Source organism: Phycisphaeraceae bacterium (genome assembly GCA_020851465.1).
Taxonomy (GTDB): Bacteria; Planctomycetota; Phycisphaerae; order Phycisphaerales; family Phycisphaeraceae; genus JADZCR01.
Genome location: JADZCR010000018.1, coordinates 14,636 through 31,158 on the forward strand (window position 1 = coordinate 14,636; position 16,523 = coordinate 31,158).

Genomic DNA, 16,523 nt, shown 5'->3' on the forward strand with positions numbered 1-16,523 from the left:
TCCTGATGCAGCTCAGATCAATTGTCTTGCCTTGATCGACAGATAGCGGTTGACCAGCTCCACGCTCAGACGGTCGGCTTCGGATTCGAGAACCTGAACTCCCGCCAGCGCCAGCGACTGAATGGCGGCATCGCGCTCCGTGGCGAGCTGGTTGGCGGCAAGGATCTGGTACATCGCATGGCGGTGATGGGCCGCCGCTCCCGCCACGCGATCCAGCAACGGATCACGAAGACTGACGATCACTACGACATGCCGATGGGCCAGCAGCGGCATGACTTCCGCGAGGTTGGCCGCCAGTTGAGGGTCATTCAAATCAGTGAAAAGAAACACGAGGCATCGCCGTTTTTGATTGGTACGGATCGCCTGCGCCAGGGCTGCGTATGAGGGAAAGACTCCCTCCGGGTGGGCGTCCACCAGCGCGCGGATGATGCGATTGAGCAGGACCATGTCGCTGCCCGGCTTGATGAACTGCGTCACCGCATCGCGGAAAAGAGCCATCCCCACCCGGTCGCCCTGACGATGCGCGACATGGGCGAGCATGATGGATGCGTCGATCGCTCGGTCCAGAGCGGTGCCCTTGCCGACGGGGTTTCCCATCATCCGTCCGCAGTCGAGACAGATCAGGATGTCCTGACTGCGTTCCGCCTGATAAACATTGGTGATGGGTCGCCGGTGGCGCGCGGTGGCTTTCCAGTTGATGTCGCTGTAATTGTCGTCAGGGATGTAGTCGCGGAGTTGTTCAAACTCACGACCGCTGCCGACGATTCGCGTCCGATGGATGCCCAGTTGCGCCAGCGTGTGCGAACGGCGGAGCGTGTCGTATTGATTCAGCCCCTCAAGGTTCGGATAAACGGTCACCTGCGCAGCGTCGTTGAGGTCCCACCGCCTCTTGGCCAGACCAAGGGGAAAGCGCACATCCGCCTCAGCCGTCGGAATCTCGATCCGTCCGCGACGACGGGGCGTGACAGTGAGCGCAGCCACGACGACTTCACCCGGCTCGACCAGCGTTTCCAGACGATCCGTATCCGCTTCCAGCGTGGAAGGCCACGGCTGGCGCAGCCCGACGATGACGGCACGCTGTCCGCGATTTTCGATGCGGAAAAGGACATCGCAGGGCCGGTCGATCTGGACCCGCGTCCACTCCGAGCGTTGAACCGAAACCGGATTACGCGCCAGTCGCGCACCGTCCCAGTAAAGCAGGCCGATCAGCATCGCATCGACCGTCAGCGCAAGGTAAATGATCTGCGGGAACACCACCCCGACGAGGAGAATCATGGCGACGACCAGCGCGATGAAAAGCAGCGGCCGGCCGGGGACCGTGACGCCTGCAGTGCGGGCGGAGGGCGAGGGATCGTGCGTGGTCGGGGCGGCTGTCACCGGGGTACTTCAATTTTGTCGAGGATGGATTGGAGAACTTCATCGCGCGTCACGCCGCTGATTTCCGAATCAGCCGTCAACGTCAGGCGATGCCCCAGCACGGGTTGCGCCATGGCGACGAAATCATCGGGAGTCACGAAGTCACGGCCTTGCAGCAGGGCACGCGCCTTGGCTGCCATCAGGAGATAGATCGAGCCGCGCGGTCCCGCGCCGAGCAGGATCGAGTCATGCTCGCGCGTCGCACGGGTGATTTTCAGGCAGTAGTCCATCACCCCCGGCTCCACGCGCACGCTCGGCAGCATCGCCCGCAGCCGCAGCAGCCCCTGCACATCGAGCACGGGTTTGAGGTTCTGGGCTTCGAGTCGATCCGAGGGCGTCCCGCGATGCACCGCTTCCAGCACGGCGCGTTCGGCGTTGATGTCCGGGTATTCCACGGCGATCTTCAGCAGAAAACGGTCAAGCTGGGCCTCCGGCAGCGGGTAGGTGCCCTCAAACTCAACGGGATTCTGCGTGGCAAAGACGGTGAAGATCGGCGACAACTCGTAGCGCACGCCGTCAATGGTTGCGTGGCGTTCACTCATCGCTTCGAGGAGCGCGGACTGCGTCTTGGCGGGAGCGCGGTTGATCTCGTCACCCAGCAGCAGATCGGTGAAGATCGGCCCCTGGTGGAGCGCGAACGTGTTGGTCGCCAGATTGAAGACGTTGGTGCCGATCACGTCGGAAGGCATCAGATCGGGGGTGAACTGAATGCGCTTGGCGCGACAGGACAGGGTCAACGCCAGCACCCGCACCGTGAGGGTCTTGGCGGTGCCCGGCACGCCTTCGAGCAGCGCGTGGCCGCCGGTCATGATGGCGATGAGCATCTGCTCCAGCACGCGGTCCTGGCCGTGGATCACCCGCGCCATTTCCGTCTTGATGGCAGAGAGTTGCCGGCTCGCTTCCTTAAGGTCATCGCTGATGGGTTCGGACACGGGTAGCCTCCCTGACAAATTCAGAAGACAAGGTCAAGATTCTCGACAGTTGCACGTCATATCGGTGGTGCTTCGTCTCGGATCGCTTCTTCCCCGGTTGCGGCAGCGGTTCGCTGGCGATCCGTTGACGAGTTCTCATGGGGATGGGTGTCCGACATTCAGGGCAGGTCCCCGAAGTGTTGCCGGTCAGATCGTAACCGCACTGCTTGCAGAGTGGTGCGCTCTCCCGTTCTGTCTGACGCAGCGCATCGCTGATTTCCTGCGCCTGAGCAGCCAGCGCCGGCGGGAGCTGCGCCGCGCGTTTTTCCACGTCGGCGGGGCGGCAGCGCAGAGCCTTGGCCATCCGCTTCCGCACGGCCTGTGTCACCAGCGTGTGCGCCGCTTCCGCCTTGAGTGATTGACTGTAAAGGTGGCCGAGCGTCTCGATCTGCTCGACGCTCGATCGGAGCCGCGGCGGATCGTCGATCTCCTGAGGCCGATGTCCCCGTGTGCTCCAGGTGTACAGCGCGATGACGAAAACCAGTTGCAGGAGCACCGGCAGCAGCCCGATGCGCCTGAGCATCTCCATGATCGTCCCGCCATGACCGATGCCGTGCGACCATTCATCCATGATGACCGGCCCGCTGCCGATGAGCGAGAGAACGACTTCGAGATTGTCATTCTCCAGCAGCGAATGATTGAGGATCGGCGTCGGAGCACCGATGATGATCAGCTTGCCCCGCCCGACCCGCAGCTCGCCGGCATACGTGCCCTGTCTTGTCCCGGCGAGCGTGCGCCAGCGCGAATCCGTGACCGGAACCAGCAACATCGGAGAGCGAAGACTGATCATTCGCGACGGCGGAGAGGCCCAGCCGTCATCCGAGGAATCTTTCGCTGCGTTGGTATCAGGCTGCGTCTGATGTTCCGAATTCCACCCCACGGTGACGAGAAACCCCGGATGGCGGTCGGGCGGAAGTCCGTGGATTTCATGTGCGGCAGCACTCTGAAAAGGACCGAAGCTGTCCGCATTGACAGCGGGGGGCGCTCCCGCTTGCTTCATGAGTGAGGTCGTCTGTCGTGAAAACTGGATGACCGTGTTGCCTTCAGTCATCCAGTTGATTAACTCATCAGGCCGGAGCGACGATCCGCCGGTCTCGACGTTGTCGTCATCAGAGAGCACCTGTACGAGCACGCCGTGATCCGTCGATTCGAGGCGTGAGCGTTCGAGAGTGCGAACGGGTATGCCTCGTTGACGCAGCAGGTCGTAGATGGCCGCGGTGCCGTAGGGGTCATGCCGTCGAGTCGAGTAAACCGGCGACGCATCCCCGCCGCGTGTGGCGACCTCCGCCAGAAGGTAGAACGCCCAGACCATCAGCGCCAGTGCCAGCAACGTCACCGCGATAGTGAGTTTTCTATTCACCGGCGTTCCTCCGTGCCGTCGGCTGTCTGAGGAGGAATTGAATCGAATCCTTGACCCGGTCGATGCGGGACGACTCCGCGGGCCGCAGGCCGTACCACACGTTGTCAAACATCTCGGTCAGATCGGTGAACACCGGCAGGTCGTCCGGCGGGCCCTGGTAGCTGCGGACGTAAATCCAGTTGGTGCGGTTCTTGCGGAAGTTGATTTTTCCGGCCTGATGCAGCCCCGACAGCAGAGCCAGATAAAGCGCACGGTACACCGCCCGCGGGTCGCGCTCACTGAGCAGGCGGTCAGCCTCGGCGAGCCAAGACGGGGTATCCATCGCCAGTGCGTGGCCGTCTTCCAGCGCCTTGCGCACCTGATCGCGGCTCAGCACGCGCGCGCGGCCGGGTCCGCGTTCCATTCCGCGCAGCGCGCGGTAAGCCATGTACGCCGCCACGATGACCGCGATGCCCAGCACGATCCAGCCGAGCATTTTGACAATGCTCATCACCTCAAACCATGACCAGTTGGAGTTGGATGTTGACGGATTTGTTGAGCTTCGGGGTTTCCAGTTTTTGAACAGATCGCGCAGCCATTGCCCGAAGCTTTCCATCCATTCGCGCAGCTTGAGCATCAACTGCGATTCTTTCTGAGAGGTGGTTTGCGCTTGACGTTCCTGCCGCAGCCGCCATCGCTGGTAGAGCGGCTGGTCGAGAATGTGTTGGAGTTGTTCGCGCGGCGGGGCAGCAGCAGCGGTGTCGTCCGCGCCGGCAGGTACCGCGTACAGTGCCGCGAAAATCGCCGCGAGGATGATGAGCCATCGCTTCATGACGCGGCATCCTTGTAGGCCTGAAGCCGCCGCCGTAGATCGCTGCCCAGCCGTCGGGATTGCAGGTCATAAAACAGCATGACCGCCGCGACCGCCCAGAGCAGGTCAAAGACCAGAAAGAGCAGGTATTGAAGGAAGAAGAACCACGCCGGGCTGGAAAGCGTCAGCCGCAGGTCGTTGACATCGAGGCCGGCCAGCGTGGGAATCAGCATATTCACCACGAGCGTCTGGATCACGGTGACATTGATCCAGACGAGCATGGCGATCACCCCGATCGCGCCGGTGAGCTTGGTCATGCGACCACCGGAGCTGGTCAGCCACGATCCGGTTTCCATCAGTTGCTTGGTGGCCGGACCGCTCCGCTCGAGCAGTGAAGGAGTCACCAGCCCGGAAAGGTAAAATCCAAGGATCGACGGAACGATGAGAAACGAACCCCACGTCATCCCCATCAACGCCAGGATGCGCGTGAAGATGATCGGCACGATCCGCTTGCGTAAGGGTAACGGCGGCTCGCCGCGCAGATCGACCTGAATCCGCCTTTGTAAAAATCCCAGCCAGCCCCATCGCCAGACAAACGAGACCATGAACAGAATGACGACCTCAGGCAGCGCCGAGCGGTGACCGCTGGTGATCGCGTCAATGAGCAGAAACACGCAGACCGACATCGGCGCGATCGCCATGACATAAGCCGGCAAGACGCGCATCGGCCGTTGCCGGAGGTAATCAATGGCGGCATCCAGCGGGGGTAATACCGAACGCCGACCGGCCATCTCATATAAAAGCGGCGTGGCGGACACGCATTAAGCTCCCCAGGTTTGCTGAAGAATGTCGATCATCCACTCGCTGCTAAAGAGGAAAAAATAGTAGATGAAATAAAGCAACGCCGGCGAAACCATGATGACCACCGCCCCGACGATCCACGTACCGCCGGCTTCGACCTTGCGCTTCTGCGTCCGCTGCGACTGGAGAATTTTAAGGCCTTCTTTGCTGTAATTCACCCCTTCATAGCGGGTGGAGCATTCAGCGCAGATGGGAACCTTGGTGATCGTACAGATGCCGATGGCGGGCCGATCCGGGTGGCTTTTGCACATCTGCTTTTTGAGAGCCATGCAGTATCACGATAACCCCTTGGGCATGCGTCTGAAAGTCCCTTTTCCCGCCGCGCGTCGTGTCGTCGCTGACCTCGTGCCGCGAGGCGTCATTCGATCCCGAAAAAATCACTACACTTTTTCCAAATCATCCGTCTTCCACGGGAGGGTCCATGGCGTCCGCATCCAAGGGTAAGTTCAAAATCGAGCCGCTTTATTGGTTGCTCCTGGCGTTACCCGTGGCGATCGTGCTTGAGGTGACGCATGCGTCGCCGGTATGGATTTTCCTCGCCTCGTGCGTGGCGGTGATTCCGCTGGCCGGGCTGATGGGGCGCGCCACGGAAAATCTTGCCGAGACGATGGGGCAGGGCATCGGCGGCCTGCTCAACGCCACCTTTGGTAACGCGGCTGAGCTGATCATCGCACTCATGGCGGTCATCAAAGGTCCGCAGATGTATCCGCTGGTCAAGGCCTCGCTCACCGGGTCGATCATCGGCAACATCCTGCTGGTCCTCGGCGCGTCCATGGTCGCCGGCGGGCTTAAATACAAACGGCAGGTGTTCAACCGAACCGCAGCCGGCATGGGCGCGACGTTGCTCGCGCTGGCGTCGATCGGCCTGATCATCCCGACGATCTACGTTTACCTCGTGCAGGCGGGCGGCTCGACGCGCCTCGCGCCGCCGACGGTGCGCGTCGATCACCTGAGCGAAGAAATCGCCGTGATTCTCGCCATCACTTACCTGTTGAGCCTGGTCTTTTCACTCAAGACGCACCAGCATCTTTTTTCCGGCGAATCCGACCCGGAAACGTCAGACAACCAACCGCACAGCTCGGAAAATCATGGACATGGCCCCGTGTGGAGCCGCAAGGTCTCGGTCATCGTCCTGCTGGCGGCGACGGCGGCGATCGCGCTGGTCAGCGAGTTTCTCATCGGATCGGTCGAGGCCGCCGGCCAAAAGCTGGGCATGAACGAAGTCTTCATCGGCGTGATCGTTGTCGCCATCATCGGTAACGCCGCGGAACACTCCACCGCCATCCTGATGGCGATGAAAAACAAGATGGACCTCTCGGTGAATATCGCCGTCGGCAGCAGCATTCAGATCGCGCTCTTTGTCGCCCCCGTGCTGGTCTTCGCCAGCATGGCGATCAATCCCGGCCGGCCGCTCGACCTGCACTTCACCGCACTCGAAGCCATCGCGGTGGTCATGTCGATCGGCGTACTCGCGCTGGTGGCACAGGATGGCGAGTCGCACTGGATGGAAGGGGCGATGCTGCTGGCGGTGTATATCGTGCTTGGTCTGGCGTTCTTCAATCTGCCCCATGAGGCGCCCGGACAGGCGGTGCCGCCGCTGATGGAGCAGAGCGCAGTTCTGGAGACGGTGCCGCAGTAGCGGGCGCGATCCGTCCCCAGGGCACGAAAAGCGATCCGGCGATGAGGAACAGCAGCACGTACGCCGCCAGACGCAGCCGTTCCTTGCTCAGGTAATTGCCGACGCGGATTCCCGCCGCCATCCCGATGAGCGCGAAAGGCAGTCCCAGCAGGCCGACCTTGATGCCGTTCAACGCCTGATCGTGAAAGGTGTAGTAGAGCCATAAAAGTTGAGTCGGCGCGCTGGCGAGAAAGATCAGCCACAGGGCGACGCGGCTGCGGCGATTGTCCCAGCGGTGGGCCATGACCCAGAGGACGACCGGCGGCCCGCCCGTGCCGATCATCCCCGCCAGAAATCCGCAGGCGGTGCCTGCGATCAGACCCCAGACCATGTGAACTTTCTCCCGCGGCGCGATGCGCAGCCCCATGATGACCGCCAGCACTGCGAGGATGATGACGCCGAGAATCGCGCGGATCGTGTCCTTTTCGAGGCCGACCACGCGATGCAGCAGCCACACGCCCAGCGGTACGGAGAGGATGGATGTGATCATGACCGGCAGGATCGCGCGCCACGGCACATGGGCGCGGAAGTGAAAAGCAGCCACCGACGCCTGAATCGCCGTCGTCGTGCCGCAGACGGCAATCACCTGCGGCAGGGGTAATCCCGCCAGGAAAAGCAGCGGCCCGGCAAACAACGCAAAGCCGAATCCGACCGAGCCTTGCACTGCGGCACTGCCGGCGAGAATAAGAGCGATGAGAAAAAACATGGTCTGCCCGTCACGGGTCGATTCAGCGCGACGCTGCGCCGAAAAATTACTTCACCGGTTACACACTCAAGCGTACCGCGTCGGTGAGATTTTCAGGTCGTGTAGTCCGCGTTGATGGTGATGTATTCGCGGGAGAGGTCGCAGCCGAGCCATTCGGTCTGGTAACGGCCCAACCCCAGGTCGATGGTGAAGGTGATCTCTTTGGCGGCCATGAGGGTGTCGGCTTTTTTCTGTCGTGCGGGGCTGAGTTCGAGGGCAAAGCCGTTGCGACCCACGCAGAGATTGCCGATGTGGATGGTCAGCCGTTCGGGTTTGACCGCCGCACCGCTGCGTCCGACCGCCGCCGCGAGTCGTCCCCAGTTGGGATCGCCGCCGTGGACCGCCGTCTTGATGAGCGGGCTGCCCGTCACGGTGTAGCCGACCTTATCCGCGTCCTGCTGCGTCCGCGCGCCGCGCACGACGACGCGGTATACCTTCGTCGCGCCCTCGCCGTCTTTGACGATCTGGTAAGCCAGATCCCTGCACACGTCGGTCAGAGCCGCAGCGAAAGCGCGATAGCCCGCCGACTTGATGGACGTGATGGGGCGGTTCTTCGCCGCAGCGCTGGCCAGCACCAGCGCGGAATCGCTCGTGCTCGTGTCGTGATCGACGCTGAGACGGTTGAAGCTCACGTTGACCGCGCCGGTCAGAGCCGCCCGGAGCAAGGCCGGCGTGATGGCGGCATCAGTGGTGATGAAGGCAAACATCGTGGCCATGTTCGGCTGGATCATGCCGCTGCCTTTGGCGATCCCCGCAATCCGCACCGTCCTGCCGTCGATCCGCACCTGCGCGCCGGCCTGCTTGGGGACCAGATCGGTGGTCATGATCGCCCGCGCTGTCGCGGCGTCGGCGTCGGCGCCGCGCGTCACCGTCGGCATCAATGCCGCGATCCCACTCCGAATCTTTTCCATCGGCAGGTACTTGCCGATTACCCCCGTCGAGCAGGGCAGTACCGTCTGCGGACTGACCCGACCCGCCGAGGGCGCGTGCTGCGCCACGAGGCGGCACATTTCCAGGGCGTCGTCAATGCCGCGCTGACCGGTGCAGACGTTGGCACAACCGCTGCTGCAAATGATCGCCTGCGCGATGCCGCGCTTCAGATGCCGCCTTCCCACGATCACCGGCGCACCGGGCACCTTGCTGGTGGTGAACATGCCCGCCGCGGCACAGGGTTCGTCGGCGAGGATGACCGCCAGATCGGGCTTGCCGGATTTTTTGATGCCGCAGGTGCCGCCTGCGGCGCGGAACCCCAGCGGAGCTGTGATACCCGGTGAGTGCTTCGTCTTCATAGGGCCGGAATTATGCCACAACGCGGCGGAAGCGTGGTCCGCGCTGGAATCCGCGGCGCCGTTTTGTCTGCGAGTGCCGCCCTCGCTGTCGGCGGGTTTTTGATAGCGTTATGGATTCACGGGCGCTTCGGGTCTTTCCACGGGAGCAGTCAGCATGGCTTCAGACATCGCCGGTCAGATCGCGTTTCTCAACGGCCGCTTCATTCCTGCCGCCGAATGTCGCCTGCCCATCTACGACACCGGCATCGTGCTCAGCGCAGCCGTCACCGACTTCGCCCGCACCTTCCACGGCAAGCTCTACCGGCTGGAAGATCACGTCCAGCGGCTTTACGCCTCGGCGCGTTATGCCCGCATTGATCCGCCTCTGCCGATCGAGCGGACGCTCGACCTGGCGCAACAACTCGCTGCGCATAACCACGCGCTCGATCCTCAGGGCGAACTGGGGCTGGTCTTCTACATGACCGGCGGGGAAAATCCCTTCTACGCCGGCGCGGCTGCGATGCCTTCCAACCTGACGGCCACCTTTGCGATGCACACGTTTCCTCTGCCTTTCCACGTCTGGAAAGGCTCATTCCTGCAGGGCGTCCACTGCGTCACGCCATCGACACGCCACTGGCCGGCCCAATGCCTCTCCTCCAAGATCAAACACCGCAACCGCCTGCATATGTGGATCGGCGACCGAGAAGCGCGACTCGCCGACCCCGCAGCGGTGGCCCTCTACCTGGACCTGCAAGGCAATATCACCGAGACCGGCGGCTCCAACTTCGTCATCTACCGTCGCGGTACGGTGATCTCCCCGCGAAGAAATAACATCCTCTGGGGTGTGAGTCTGACGGTGCTCATTGAATTACTGGCGGAGTTGAACATTCCGTTTCAGGAAGACGACCTGCAAGGCCACGACGTGATCAACGCGGACGAAGCGTGGCTGCCGACGACACCCTATTGCCTCGCTCCGGTCACAAAGTTCAACGGCCTGCCCGTCGGTTCAGGGAAACCCGGTGCCATGTGGCGGCGAATACTCGATCTCTGGAGCAGCAAAGCGGGGAAAAATGTCTATTCGGAAGTGGTCGGCACGTCGTAACGGCTGCCCATCCGCGCTGCCCGTGCGTCGCGACGGTTCCTGTCGATGATCCGACGGCGATTTCCGTTACAATGTCCCGCTTCGCTGTTTCACCGATTAACAGGAGCAACGTCATGCTGATGACCACCAAGCCCATGTTCGATCTTGCTTACAACGGCGGGTTCGGCATCGGAGCCTTTAACGTCAACAATATGGAGATCACCCAGGCGATCATCGAAGCCTGCGCCGCGGAGCAGTCGCCCTGCATCCTTCAGATTTCCAAGGGCGCGCGGAAGTACGCCAACATCCGCATGCTCAAGCACATCATCGACGCCTGCGTCGAGCTTTATCCCCAGGTGCCCATCGCCATCCACTGCGACCACGGCGACACGCTCGACCTCATCAAGCAGTGCATCAACGACGGCTACACGAGCGTCATGATCGACGGATCGCACCACGCCTACGAGGAAAACATCCGCCTCACCCGCGAGGCGACTCAGGCCGCCCACGCCGCCGGCGTCGTCGTCGAAGCCGAGCTGGGAATGCTCGGCGGCATCGAGGAAGACGTCGTCGGTCTCGATGCCCACGAATATGAGAAAAACGTCGAGAAATTCCTCACCGATCCCGAACAGGCCCGCGACTTCGTGCAGCGCACGGGCATCGACTCGCTGGCGGTGGCGATCGGCACGAGCCACGGCGCCTTCAAGTTCAAGCATGAGCCGAAGCTCGCCTTCGACCGCATCGAAAAAATCATGAAGACCTGCCCCGGTCTGCCTCTGGTGATGCACGGCTCGTCGAGCGTGCCCAGAGAGTTTGTCGATCTGATCAACCAGTACGGAGGCAACATGCCGGGCACCATGGGCGTGCCTGAAGACCAGATCGCCCAGGCAGTGCGCAAGTACGGCGTGTGCAAGGTCAACATCGACACCGACCTGCGGCTGGCGATGACGGCGAAGATCCGCGAAGTGTTCGCCAAAAAGCCGGCGGAGTTCGACCCGCGAAACTATCTGGGGCCGGCGCGCGAAGCGATTGTCGGCATGGTCCGACGCAAGCTCCAGGTGCTCAACTCCGCAGGGCAGGCCCAACGAGTCATCCAGCACTGGCGCGAGCAGGGCGAACCGATGCCGACTTTCTACAATCAGCCCGCCGCAGTCTGATGCGGTGCGAAGGGTCTGACACATTAATCAACCGACTACCCAAATCGTCGCGGTCGATGCGCAGATAGCCGCGGCTCTACCCCCCCCATCCTCACGGATTGCCGAACTCGACGGCGTTCGCGGGCTGGCGATTCTGCTGGTGCTGGTCTGGCATTTTGTCGTGGGGCAGCTTGCCATTCCTCCGGGAACCTTCTGGGCTTATTTCATCGTACCCCTGCGGTTGGCGTGGTCCGGCGTGGACCTGTTCTTTGTGCTGTCGGGGTTTCTCATCGGCGGCATCCTGCTCGATAACCGTGAAGCGAAAAACCTTTTCAAGGTCTTCTACATCCGCCGCGCTTGCCGCATCTTTCCGCTCTACTTCGCCTCGATCGCGCTGTACGCGATCCTCTCATCGGTCGGGGCGGACCCGGCACCGCGCAACGTGGTGAATGACAGCACGCTGCTGGTGACATTCCTCACCTACACGCAGAACTTCGTGATGGCCTATCGCAACGAAATGGGCTGGATGGGTGTCACCTGGTCGCTGGCCGTCGAGGAGCAGTTCTATCTCTTTCTGCCGCTGCTGGTGATCGGATTACCTCGACGTTATCTGGCGTGGGTACTGGCGGTGCTCATCCTCGCAACGCCGATCATCCGCACGCTGATCATCGGCGATCAGACTTCTTTCGCCGCCAGTGCGGTGCTGCTTCCCTGTCGATGGGATGCGCTTTTTCTGGGTGTGGTCGGAGCCATGCTCTCCCGATCCAAGCGGTTTCGTGAGGCGACGCGGAGCAAGCCGTGGCTGTTGTTCGCCGCGCTGGGTCTGTCGTCGCTCGGAATACTCTGGCTGATATTCAAGCGAGCGACGATCGGCGATGCAGTCACGGCTCACTACGGCTACACGCTGATCGCGCTGTTTTACCTTTGTGTCGTGATGCTCCTGATGCACGGGCCGGAAAACAGCTTCAAATCCCTCTGTCGCACCCGCCCGCTCGCCTGGCTGGGGACGGTTTCATACGGCGTGTATCTCCTGCATGAAGGATCGAGCCATCTGCTCCATCATCTGATCCGCGGCCAAACCCCCGCGATGAAAAACGCCGGCGATGTCGTCATCACGCTCTCATCGGTGGTGTTGACGCTGCTGGTGGCGGGGGCGTCCTATCGGTGGTTTGAGTCGCCGCTGATCCGCCGCGGCCACAGCGTGAAATATGATCGCGCCCGTGTCGCCGTGACGAATCCCTGACCCGTGGCGCAGCCGGTTCGGGTTGCACGCTCAGGCGAAAGCGCGATTACTCCCACTCGATTGTCGCGGGCGGCTTGCTCGAAATGTCGTACACCACGCGGTTGACGCCGCGGACCTCGTTGATGATGCGGTTTGAGATCGTCGCCAGCACGTCGTAGGGCAGTCGCGCCCAGTCGGCGGTCATGAAGTCCTGACTCTCCACCGCGCGGATGGCGACGACGCGATCGTAGGTCCGCCCGTCACCCATCACGCCCACCGCGCGGGCGTTGAGCAGCACAGCAAAAACCTGCGCCGTTTTGCGGTAGAGATGATTGATCTCGATTTCTTCGAGCAGGATTTCATCAGCTTCACGCAGCAGGTCGAGCTTTTCCCGCGTCACTTCGCCGAGCACGCGAACCGCCAGTCCGGGGCCGGGGAAGGGGTGCCGCCAGACCATTTTTCCCGGCAGGCCGAGAACTTCACCGAGTTTGCGGGCTTCATCCTTAAAGAGGCTCCGCAGGGGTTCGATCAGCTCGAAACCCAGCTCAGCGGGCAGACCGCCGACATTGTGATGGAGCTTGATGTTTGCCGCAGTACCCGCGTGGCCGTGGCCGCTCTCGATCACGTCAGGATAAAGCGTCCCCTGCGCGAGGAATCGCGCGCCGCCCGCGGCATCGGCGGACGCTCTCTTGAACACGTCGATGAAGCGATGGCCGATCCGGCGCCGCTTTTCCTGCGGGTCGTCCACGCCCGCAAGGTCGGACAGGAATTCCTTCTCCGCGTCGATGACGCGCAGGTCCACATCGAAATGATCGCGGAAGGTGGTCTCGACAAACTTGCGCTCGTTCTTGCGCAGCAGGCCGTTGTCCACAAAGATGCAGGTGAGCTGCTTGCCGATGGCTTTGGCCAGCAGTGCAGCCACCACGGAGGAATCGACGCCGCCCGACAGCCCGCAGACCACGCGCGCCGAGCCGACCTGTCGGCGGATGAGCTTGATCTGTGATTCGAGGAAATCCGCCATTTTCCACGAGCCGGTCGCATGACAGACGCGAAAGAGGAAGTTGCTCAGGATTTCGCTGCCGTGCGGCGTGTGGGTGACTTCGGGGTGGAATTGCACGCCGTAAAACGGCCTGCTCTTGTGACGTACCGCGGCATTGGCGCAGGTGGGGGTGGTCGCCAGCGGGATGAAGTGGTTGGCCAGTTCCTGTACCTGGTCGCCGTGACTCATCCAGACCGTGGTGTGTTCGGGGACGCCGGCGAGCAGGTCGCGGGCGTCGGTGATGTGAATCTGTGCCCGGCCGAACTCGCGCGATTTTCCGGGTACGACCCGCGCCCCCAGCAGGTGCCCGCCCAGTTGCATGCCGTAGCAGATGCCCAGCACGGGTACGCCCAGGTCAAAGATTCGCGGGTCGCAGGTCGGCGCACCCGGTTCGTAAACACTCGCCGGCCCGCCGGAAAGAATGATGCCCAGCGGTTTCATGGCGGCGAGCTGCTCAATGGCGATCCCCGGCGCGACCAGCAGGCTGAAGACGCCCGCTTCTCGCACACGGCGGGCGATCAGTTGCACGTACTGCGATCCAAAGTCGAGGATGGGCACGACCTGCCCGACGTACTCAGGCGGCATGCCGAGCGGGAGATTTGGCAGGGTGGTAGAACCGGTCGCGGTCATAGAGGGTTTCCGCAAAAGCGGATCATAAGAGGAAACGGCAGGTGACGAAATTCGAGGGCGTCCGGTTTGCCCGGTTCGTCACGGTGCGCCGAATAGATACCGACCTATCGCTGCGATCGTGCGGCGACAGCTGCGCCGAAGCGGCGCTGGTCGGCGGCGCAGCGGCTTGCTGCGGTGTTCCGCCGCGATCCCCTATAATTCCCTCATGAAACCTCTGGTGCTGATCCTCGTCCTGCTGACGCTGGCCGTACCGCCCCTGACCAGCGACCAGAAAAACCAACTCGCCACCGCGGAAGATTACTCGCCCCTGCTCGACGAGCCGGCCCTCTATCCGCTGCTGAAAAACGCCAAGGACTGGAAGCCCGGCGACGAAGCCGGCGCGACCGTGCCCGACTACGACGCGATCCTCAAGGATCCTCCCGCGCATCGCGGCCAGCTTTTCCTCATCGAAGCTCCGTACATCGACGTGCTGCCGAAGATCAAGTTCAAGTCCCTGCCCGGCCCGTGGACGGAACACGCCGAGGCGTGGGGAGTCCGCGAGGGCAAGGACCCCAAGGTTCGTCGGTCGATCGTGGTCATCCTCACCGATCCGCAGCACCGGCCGGCGGCGATGAACACCGACATCCGCGTGGCGGCACGCTTCTTCAAGGTCTGGAGAAGCGAGAGCGATTTTCTTCAGGAGCAGTTCCTCGTCTTCGTCGGGCATTCGGCCCAGATTGTCGAAGGCAAGGCTGCACCGACGAAGGAGCCAACTGCCGCTGGTGACGCGGGATTTTTCGGGTCCACAGTTTTTCGCGTCATCATCGTGCTGATGGCGCTGACGCTGGCGGGGGCGATGCTTTATCGCAATCTGATGAAACGACGGCTCGCGGAGGAATCCGTGCGGCGTGAGGAGCTATTGGCGGTGCGGATGAATGAGCTGGAGCAGGAGTCCGCCGGCGAGCCGCCGCTGCCGGGCGATGCCGCCGATGCGATGCGCGAGATGGAGCGCCGCGCCCGGCTCAAGCAGGACCAGCCTGACGAAACTGCCCAGTGACGCCGTCGCCGCTGCCCGCCGTGATCGTTCGGCGGAGCACCCGTGCCGCTGCACGCGGTGGTTTCACGGCACATCTTCACCCAAACCCGTTTTCCCGTTTACACTGTCCGCCCATGGCGACCGTTGATCTTGCCCTGCCTCATCATCGTTACCAGATCGTCATCGAGCCGGGACTGCTGGCGCGAGGCGGCGATTACATCCGCAAGGTTGCGCCCCATCTGCGTGCTGCGGTCTTTGCCGACGCAGCGATCATCCAACGGCACGGAGAAATCCTTCAGTCATCCCTGAGCCGCGCCGGTTACAGCGTCGTCGGGGCGCAGGCTCCATCCGGCGAGGATCATAAAAATCTCGACACCGCAGCGCGGATGTACGGCTTCCTCACCGAGGCACGACTCGAACGGAAAAGCCCCGTCATCGCCCTCGGCGGCGGCGTCGTCGGCGATACCGTCGGGTTCGTCGCGGCTACCTACCTCCGCGGCGTACCCTTCATCCAATGCCCCACCACGCTGCTGGCGATGGTCGATGCCTCGGTCGGCGGAAAAGTCGGCGTGAACCTCCCGCAAGGGAAAAACCTCGTCGGCGCGTTTCACCAGCCGTCCCTCGTCCTCATCGACACCGATACGCTGGCGACCCTCCCTCGCCGTGAACTCTGCTGCGGACTGGCCGAATGCGTCAAGCATGGCGTGATCCGCGATGAAAAACTTTTCGCATGGATCGAGGAAAATCTCGACGCCATCCTCGCGCTGGATCCCGCTGCTCTGGTCGAGCTGGTGCGCTGGAACGTGCAGATCAAAGCCAACGTGGTGATGGCGGACGAAAAAGAAACCGGTGAGCGGGCGCATCTGAACTTCGGCCATACGTTCGCCCACGCCATCGAAGCGACAGCCGGTTACGCGACGCATACCTATCACCACGGCGAGGCGGTGTCGCTGGGCATGATCGCGGCGACACGATTGGCGGTCGATACCCGTCGAGTGCCTTCCTCGTTGTACGACCGGCTGGTGCGGCTGCTGACGCGGATCGGCCTGCCGACGCGCGGCCGTCTGGCGCCGACGGCCCGGCTCATCGAGTCGATGCGGTTGGATAAAAAAGTCGCCGATGGAAATATCAGGCTGGTGCTGCCTGACCGACTCGGTGCGGTGTCGATCGTGGATGACACGCCGCAGGCTGCGATTGAAAAAGCCTGGACCGCCGTGCGGGAGTAAGGGCGTTCAGGCGGTGGTTTTCACTCCGTAGGAAGGCTCTCCGGCGATTCTCCGTCTGCCGCCGGGATGCGGGTTGAAACCGCTA

General features: G+C 62.4%; 15 protein-coding genes. 6 read left to right on the plus strand and 9 right to left on the minus strand.

The features are described 5' to 3' along the window. Window positions 1–12 precede the first annotated feature (12 nt). The 6 genes from IT444_13970 to IT444_13995 are packed head-to-tail and all read right to left on the minus strand — an operon-like array spanning window position 13 to window position 5,667. The gene (locus IT444_13970; protein ID MCC7193871.1) at window positions 13–1,377 is read right to left on the minus strand and encodes a DUF58 domain-containing protein; all 1,365 of its coding nucleotides are present in this window, start codon (window positions 1,375–1,377) and stop codon (window positions 13–15) included. Then, window positions 1,374–2,348: a MoxR family ATPase gene (locus IT444_13975; protein ID MCC7193872.1), complete on the minus strand. Its 975-nt coding sequence runs from the start codon at window positions 2,346–2,348 to the stop codon at window positions 1,374–1,376. The genes IT444_13970 and IT444_13975 overlap by 4 nt, the downstream gene beginning before the upstream one ends. Further along, window positions 2,326–3,747: a DUF4350 domain-containing protein gene (locus tag IT444_13980; protein MCC7193873.1), complete on the minus strand. Its 1,422-nt coding sequence runs from the start codon at window positions 3,745–3,747 to the stop codon at window positions 2,326–2,328. Before IT444_13980 ends, IT444_13975 begins: the two co-directional genes overlap by 23 nt. Further along, window positions 3,740–4,558, minus strand: coding sequence for a DUF4129 domain-containing protein (locus tag IT444_13985; protein ID MCC7193874.1), 819 nt, complete (start codon window positions 4,556–4,558; stop codon window positions 3,740–3,742). Before IT444_13985 ends, IT444_13980 begins: the two co-directional genes overlap by 8 nt. After that, window positions 4,555–5,355, minus strand: coding sequence for a hypothetical protein (locus tag IT444_13990; protein MCC7193875.1), 801 nt, complete (start codon window positions 5,353–5,355; stop codon window positions 4,555–4,557). Before IT444_13990 ends, IT444_13985 begins: the two co-directional genes overlap by 4 nt. Window positions 5,356–5,358: 3 nt before the next feature. Further along, window positions 5,359–5,667, minus strand: a complete 309-nt coding sequence (locus tag IT444_13995; GenBank protein MCC7193876.1) for a hypothetical protein — start codon at window positions 5,665–5,667, stop codon at window positions 5,359–5,361. 152 nt (window positions 5,668–5,819) lie between these two features. Between IT444_13995 and cax the strand changes: the two genes are divergently transcribed. Continuing rightward, a complete protein-coding gene (gene cax, locus IT444_14000) occupies window positions 5,820–7,037 on the plus strand; it encodes a calcium/proton exchanger (GenBank protein MCC7193877.1) in 1,218 nt (405 codons plus the stop codon). Here cax and IT444_14005 read toward each other — a convergent pair. Together IT444_14005 and argJ are read right to left on the minus strand one after the other, a co-directional pair. Then, window positions 6,955–7,782: a sulfite exporter TauE/SafE family protein gene (locus tag IT444_14005; GenBank protein ID MCC7193878.1), complete on the minus strand. Its 828-nt coding sequence runs from the start codon at window positions 7,780–7,782 to the stop codon at window positions 6,955–6,957. The two genes, cax and IT444_14005, sit on opposite strands and share 83 nt — an antisense overlap. Before the next feature lie 92 nt (window positions 7,783–7,874). Beyond that, window positions 7,875–9,110: a bifunctional glutamate N-acetyltransferase/amino-acid acetyltransferase ArgJ gene (gene argJ, locus IT444_14010; GenBank protein MCC7193879.1), complete on the minus strand. Its 1,236-nt coding sequence runs from the start codon at window positions 9,108–9,110 to the stop codon at window positions 7,875–7,877. Between the two features lie 154 nt (window positions 9,111–9,264). On the opposite strand from argJ, the gene IT444_14015 reads away from it, so the two are divergent. From IT444_14015 to IT444_14025, 3 genes are all read left to right on the plus strand, one after another. Then, entirely contained in the window at window positions 9,265–10,191 is a 927-nt protein-coding gene (locus IT444_14015) for an aminotransferase class IV (GenBank protein ID MCC7193880.1), read from the plus strand. Window positions 10,192–10,304: 113 nt separating this feature from the next. After that, a complete protein-coding gene (locus IT444_14020) occupies window positions 10,305–11,327 on the plus strand; it encodes a ketose-bisphosphate aldolase (GenBank protein MCC7193881.1) in 1,023 nt (340 codons plus the stop codon). A 139-nt stretch (window positions 11,328–11,466) separates the two neighbouring features. Further along, entirely contained in the window at window positions 11,467–12,549 is a 1,083-nt protein-coding gene (locus tag IT444_14025; protein MCC7193882.1) for an acyltransferase, read from the plus strand. A gap of 46 nt (window positions 12,550–12,595) precedes the next feature. Here the strand turns inward: IT444_14025 and guaA are convergent, their stop codons facing one another. After that, window positions 12,596–14,152, minus strand: coding sequence for a glutamine-hydrolyzing GMP synthase (guaA, locus tag IT444_14030; protein ID MCC7193883.1), 1,557 nt, complete (start codon window positions 14,150–14,152; stop codon window positions 12,596–12,598). A gap of 250 nt (window positions 14,153–14,402) precedes the next feature. On the opposite strand from guaA, the gene IT444_14035 reads away from it, so the two are divergent. Then, on the plus strand, window positions 14,403–15,233 hold the full coding sequence (locus tag IT444_14035) for a hypothetical protein (GenBank protein ID MCC7193884.1): 831 nt from the start codon (window positions 14,403–14,405) through the stop codon (window positions 15,231–15,233). A gap of 113 nt (window positions 15,234–15,346) precedes the next feature. Next, window positions 15,347–16,438, plus strand: a complete 1,092-nt coding sequence (gene aroB / locus IT444_14040; GenBank protein MCC7193885.1) for a 3-dehydroquinate synthase — start codon at window positions 15,347–15,349, stop codon at window positions 16,436–16,438. Window positions 16,439–16,523 lie beyond the last annotated feature (85 nt).

Coding starts and splice junctions, on each gene's coding strand:
- IT444_13985 (MCC7193874.1), bottom strand. CDS start 4,558: ATGAAGCGATGGCTCATCATCCTCGCGGCGATTTTCGCGGCACTGTAC.
- IT444_13995 (MCC7193876.1), bottom strand. CDS start 5,667: ATGGCTCTCAAAAAGCAGATGTGCAAAAGCCACCCGGATCGGCCCGCC.
- cax (MCC7193877.1), top strand. CDS start 5,820: ATGGCGTCCGCATCCAAGGGTAAGTTCAAAATCGAGCCGCTTTATTGG.
- IT444_14005 (MCC7193878.1), bottom strand. CDS start 7,782: ATGTTTTTTCTCATCGCTCTTATTCTCGCCGGCAGTGCCGCAGTGCAA.
- argJ (MCC7193879.1), bottom strand. CDS start 9,110: ATGAAGACGAAGCACTCACCGGGTATCACAGCTCCGCTGGGGTTCCGC.
- IT444_14015 (MCC7193880.1), top strand. CDS start 9,265: ATGGCTTCAGACATCGCCGGTCAGATCGCGTTTCTCAACGGCCGCTTC.
- IT444_14020 (MCC7193881.1), top strand. CDS start 10,305: ATGCTGATGACCACCAAGCCCATGTTCGATCTTGCTTACAACGGCGGG.
- guaA (MCC7193883.1), bottom strand. CDS start 14,152: ATGCCGCCTGAGTACGTCGGGCAGGTCGTGCCCATCCTCGACTTTGGA.
- IT444_14035 (MCC7193884.1), top strand. CDS start 14,403: ATGAAACCTCTGGTGCTGATCCTCGTCCTGCTGACGCTGGCCGTACCG.
- aroB (MCC7193885.1), top strand. CDS start 15,347: ATGGCGACCGTTGATCTTGCCCTGCCTCATCATCGTTACCAGATCGTC.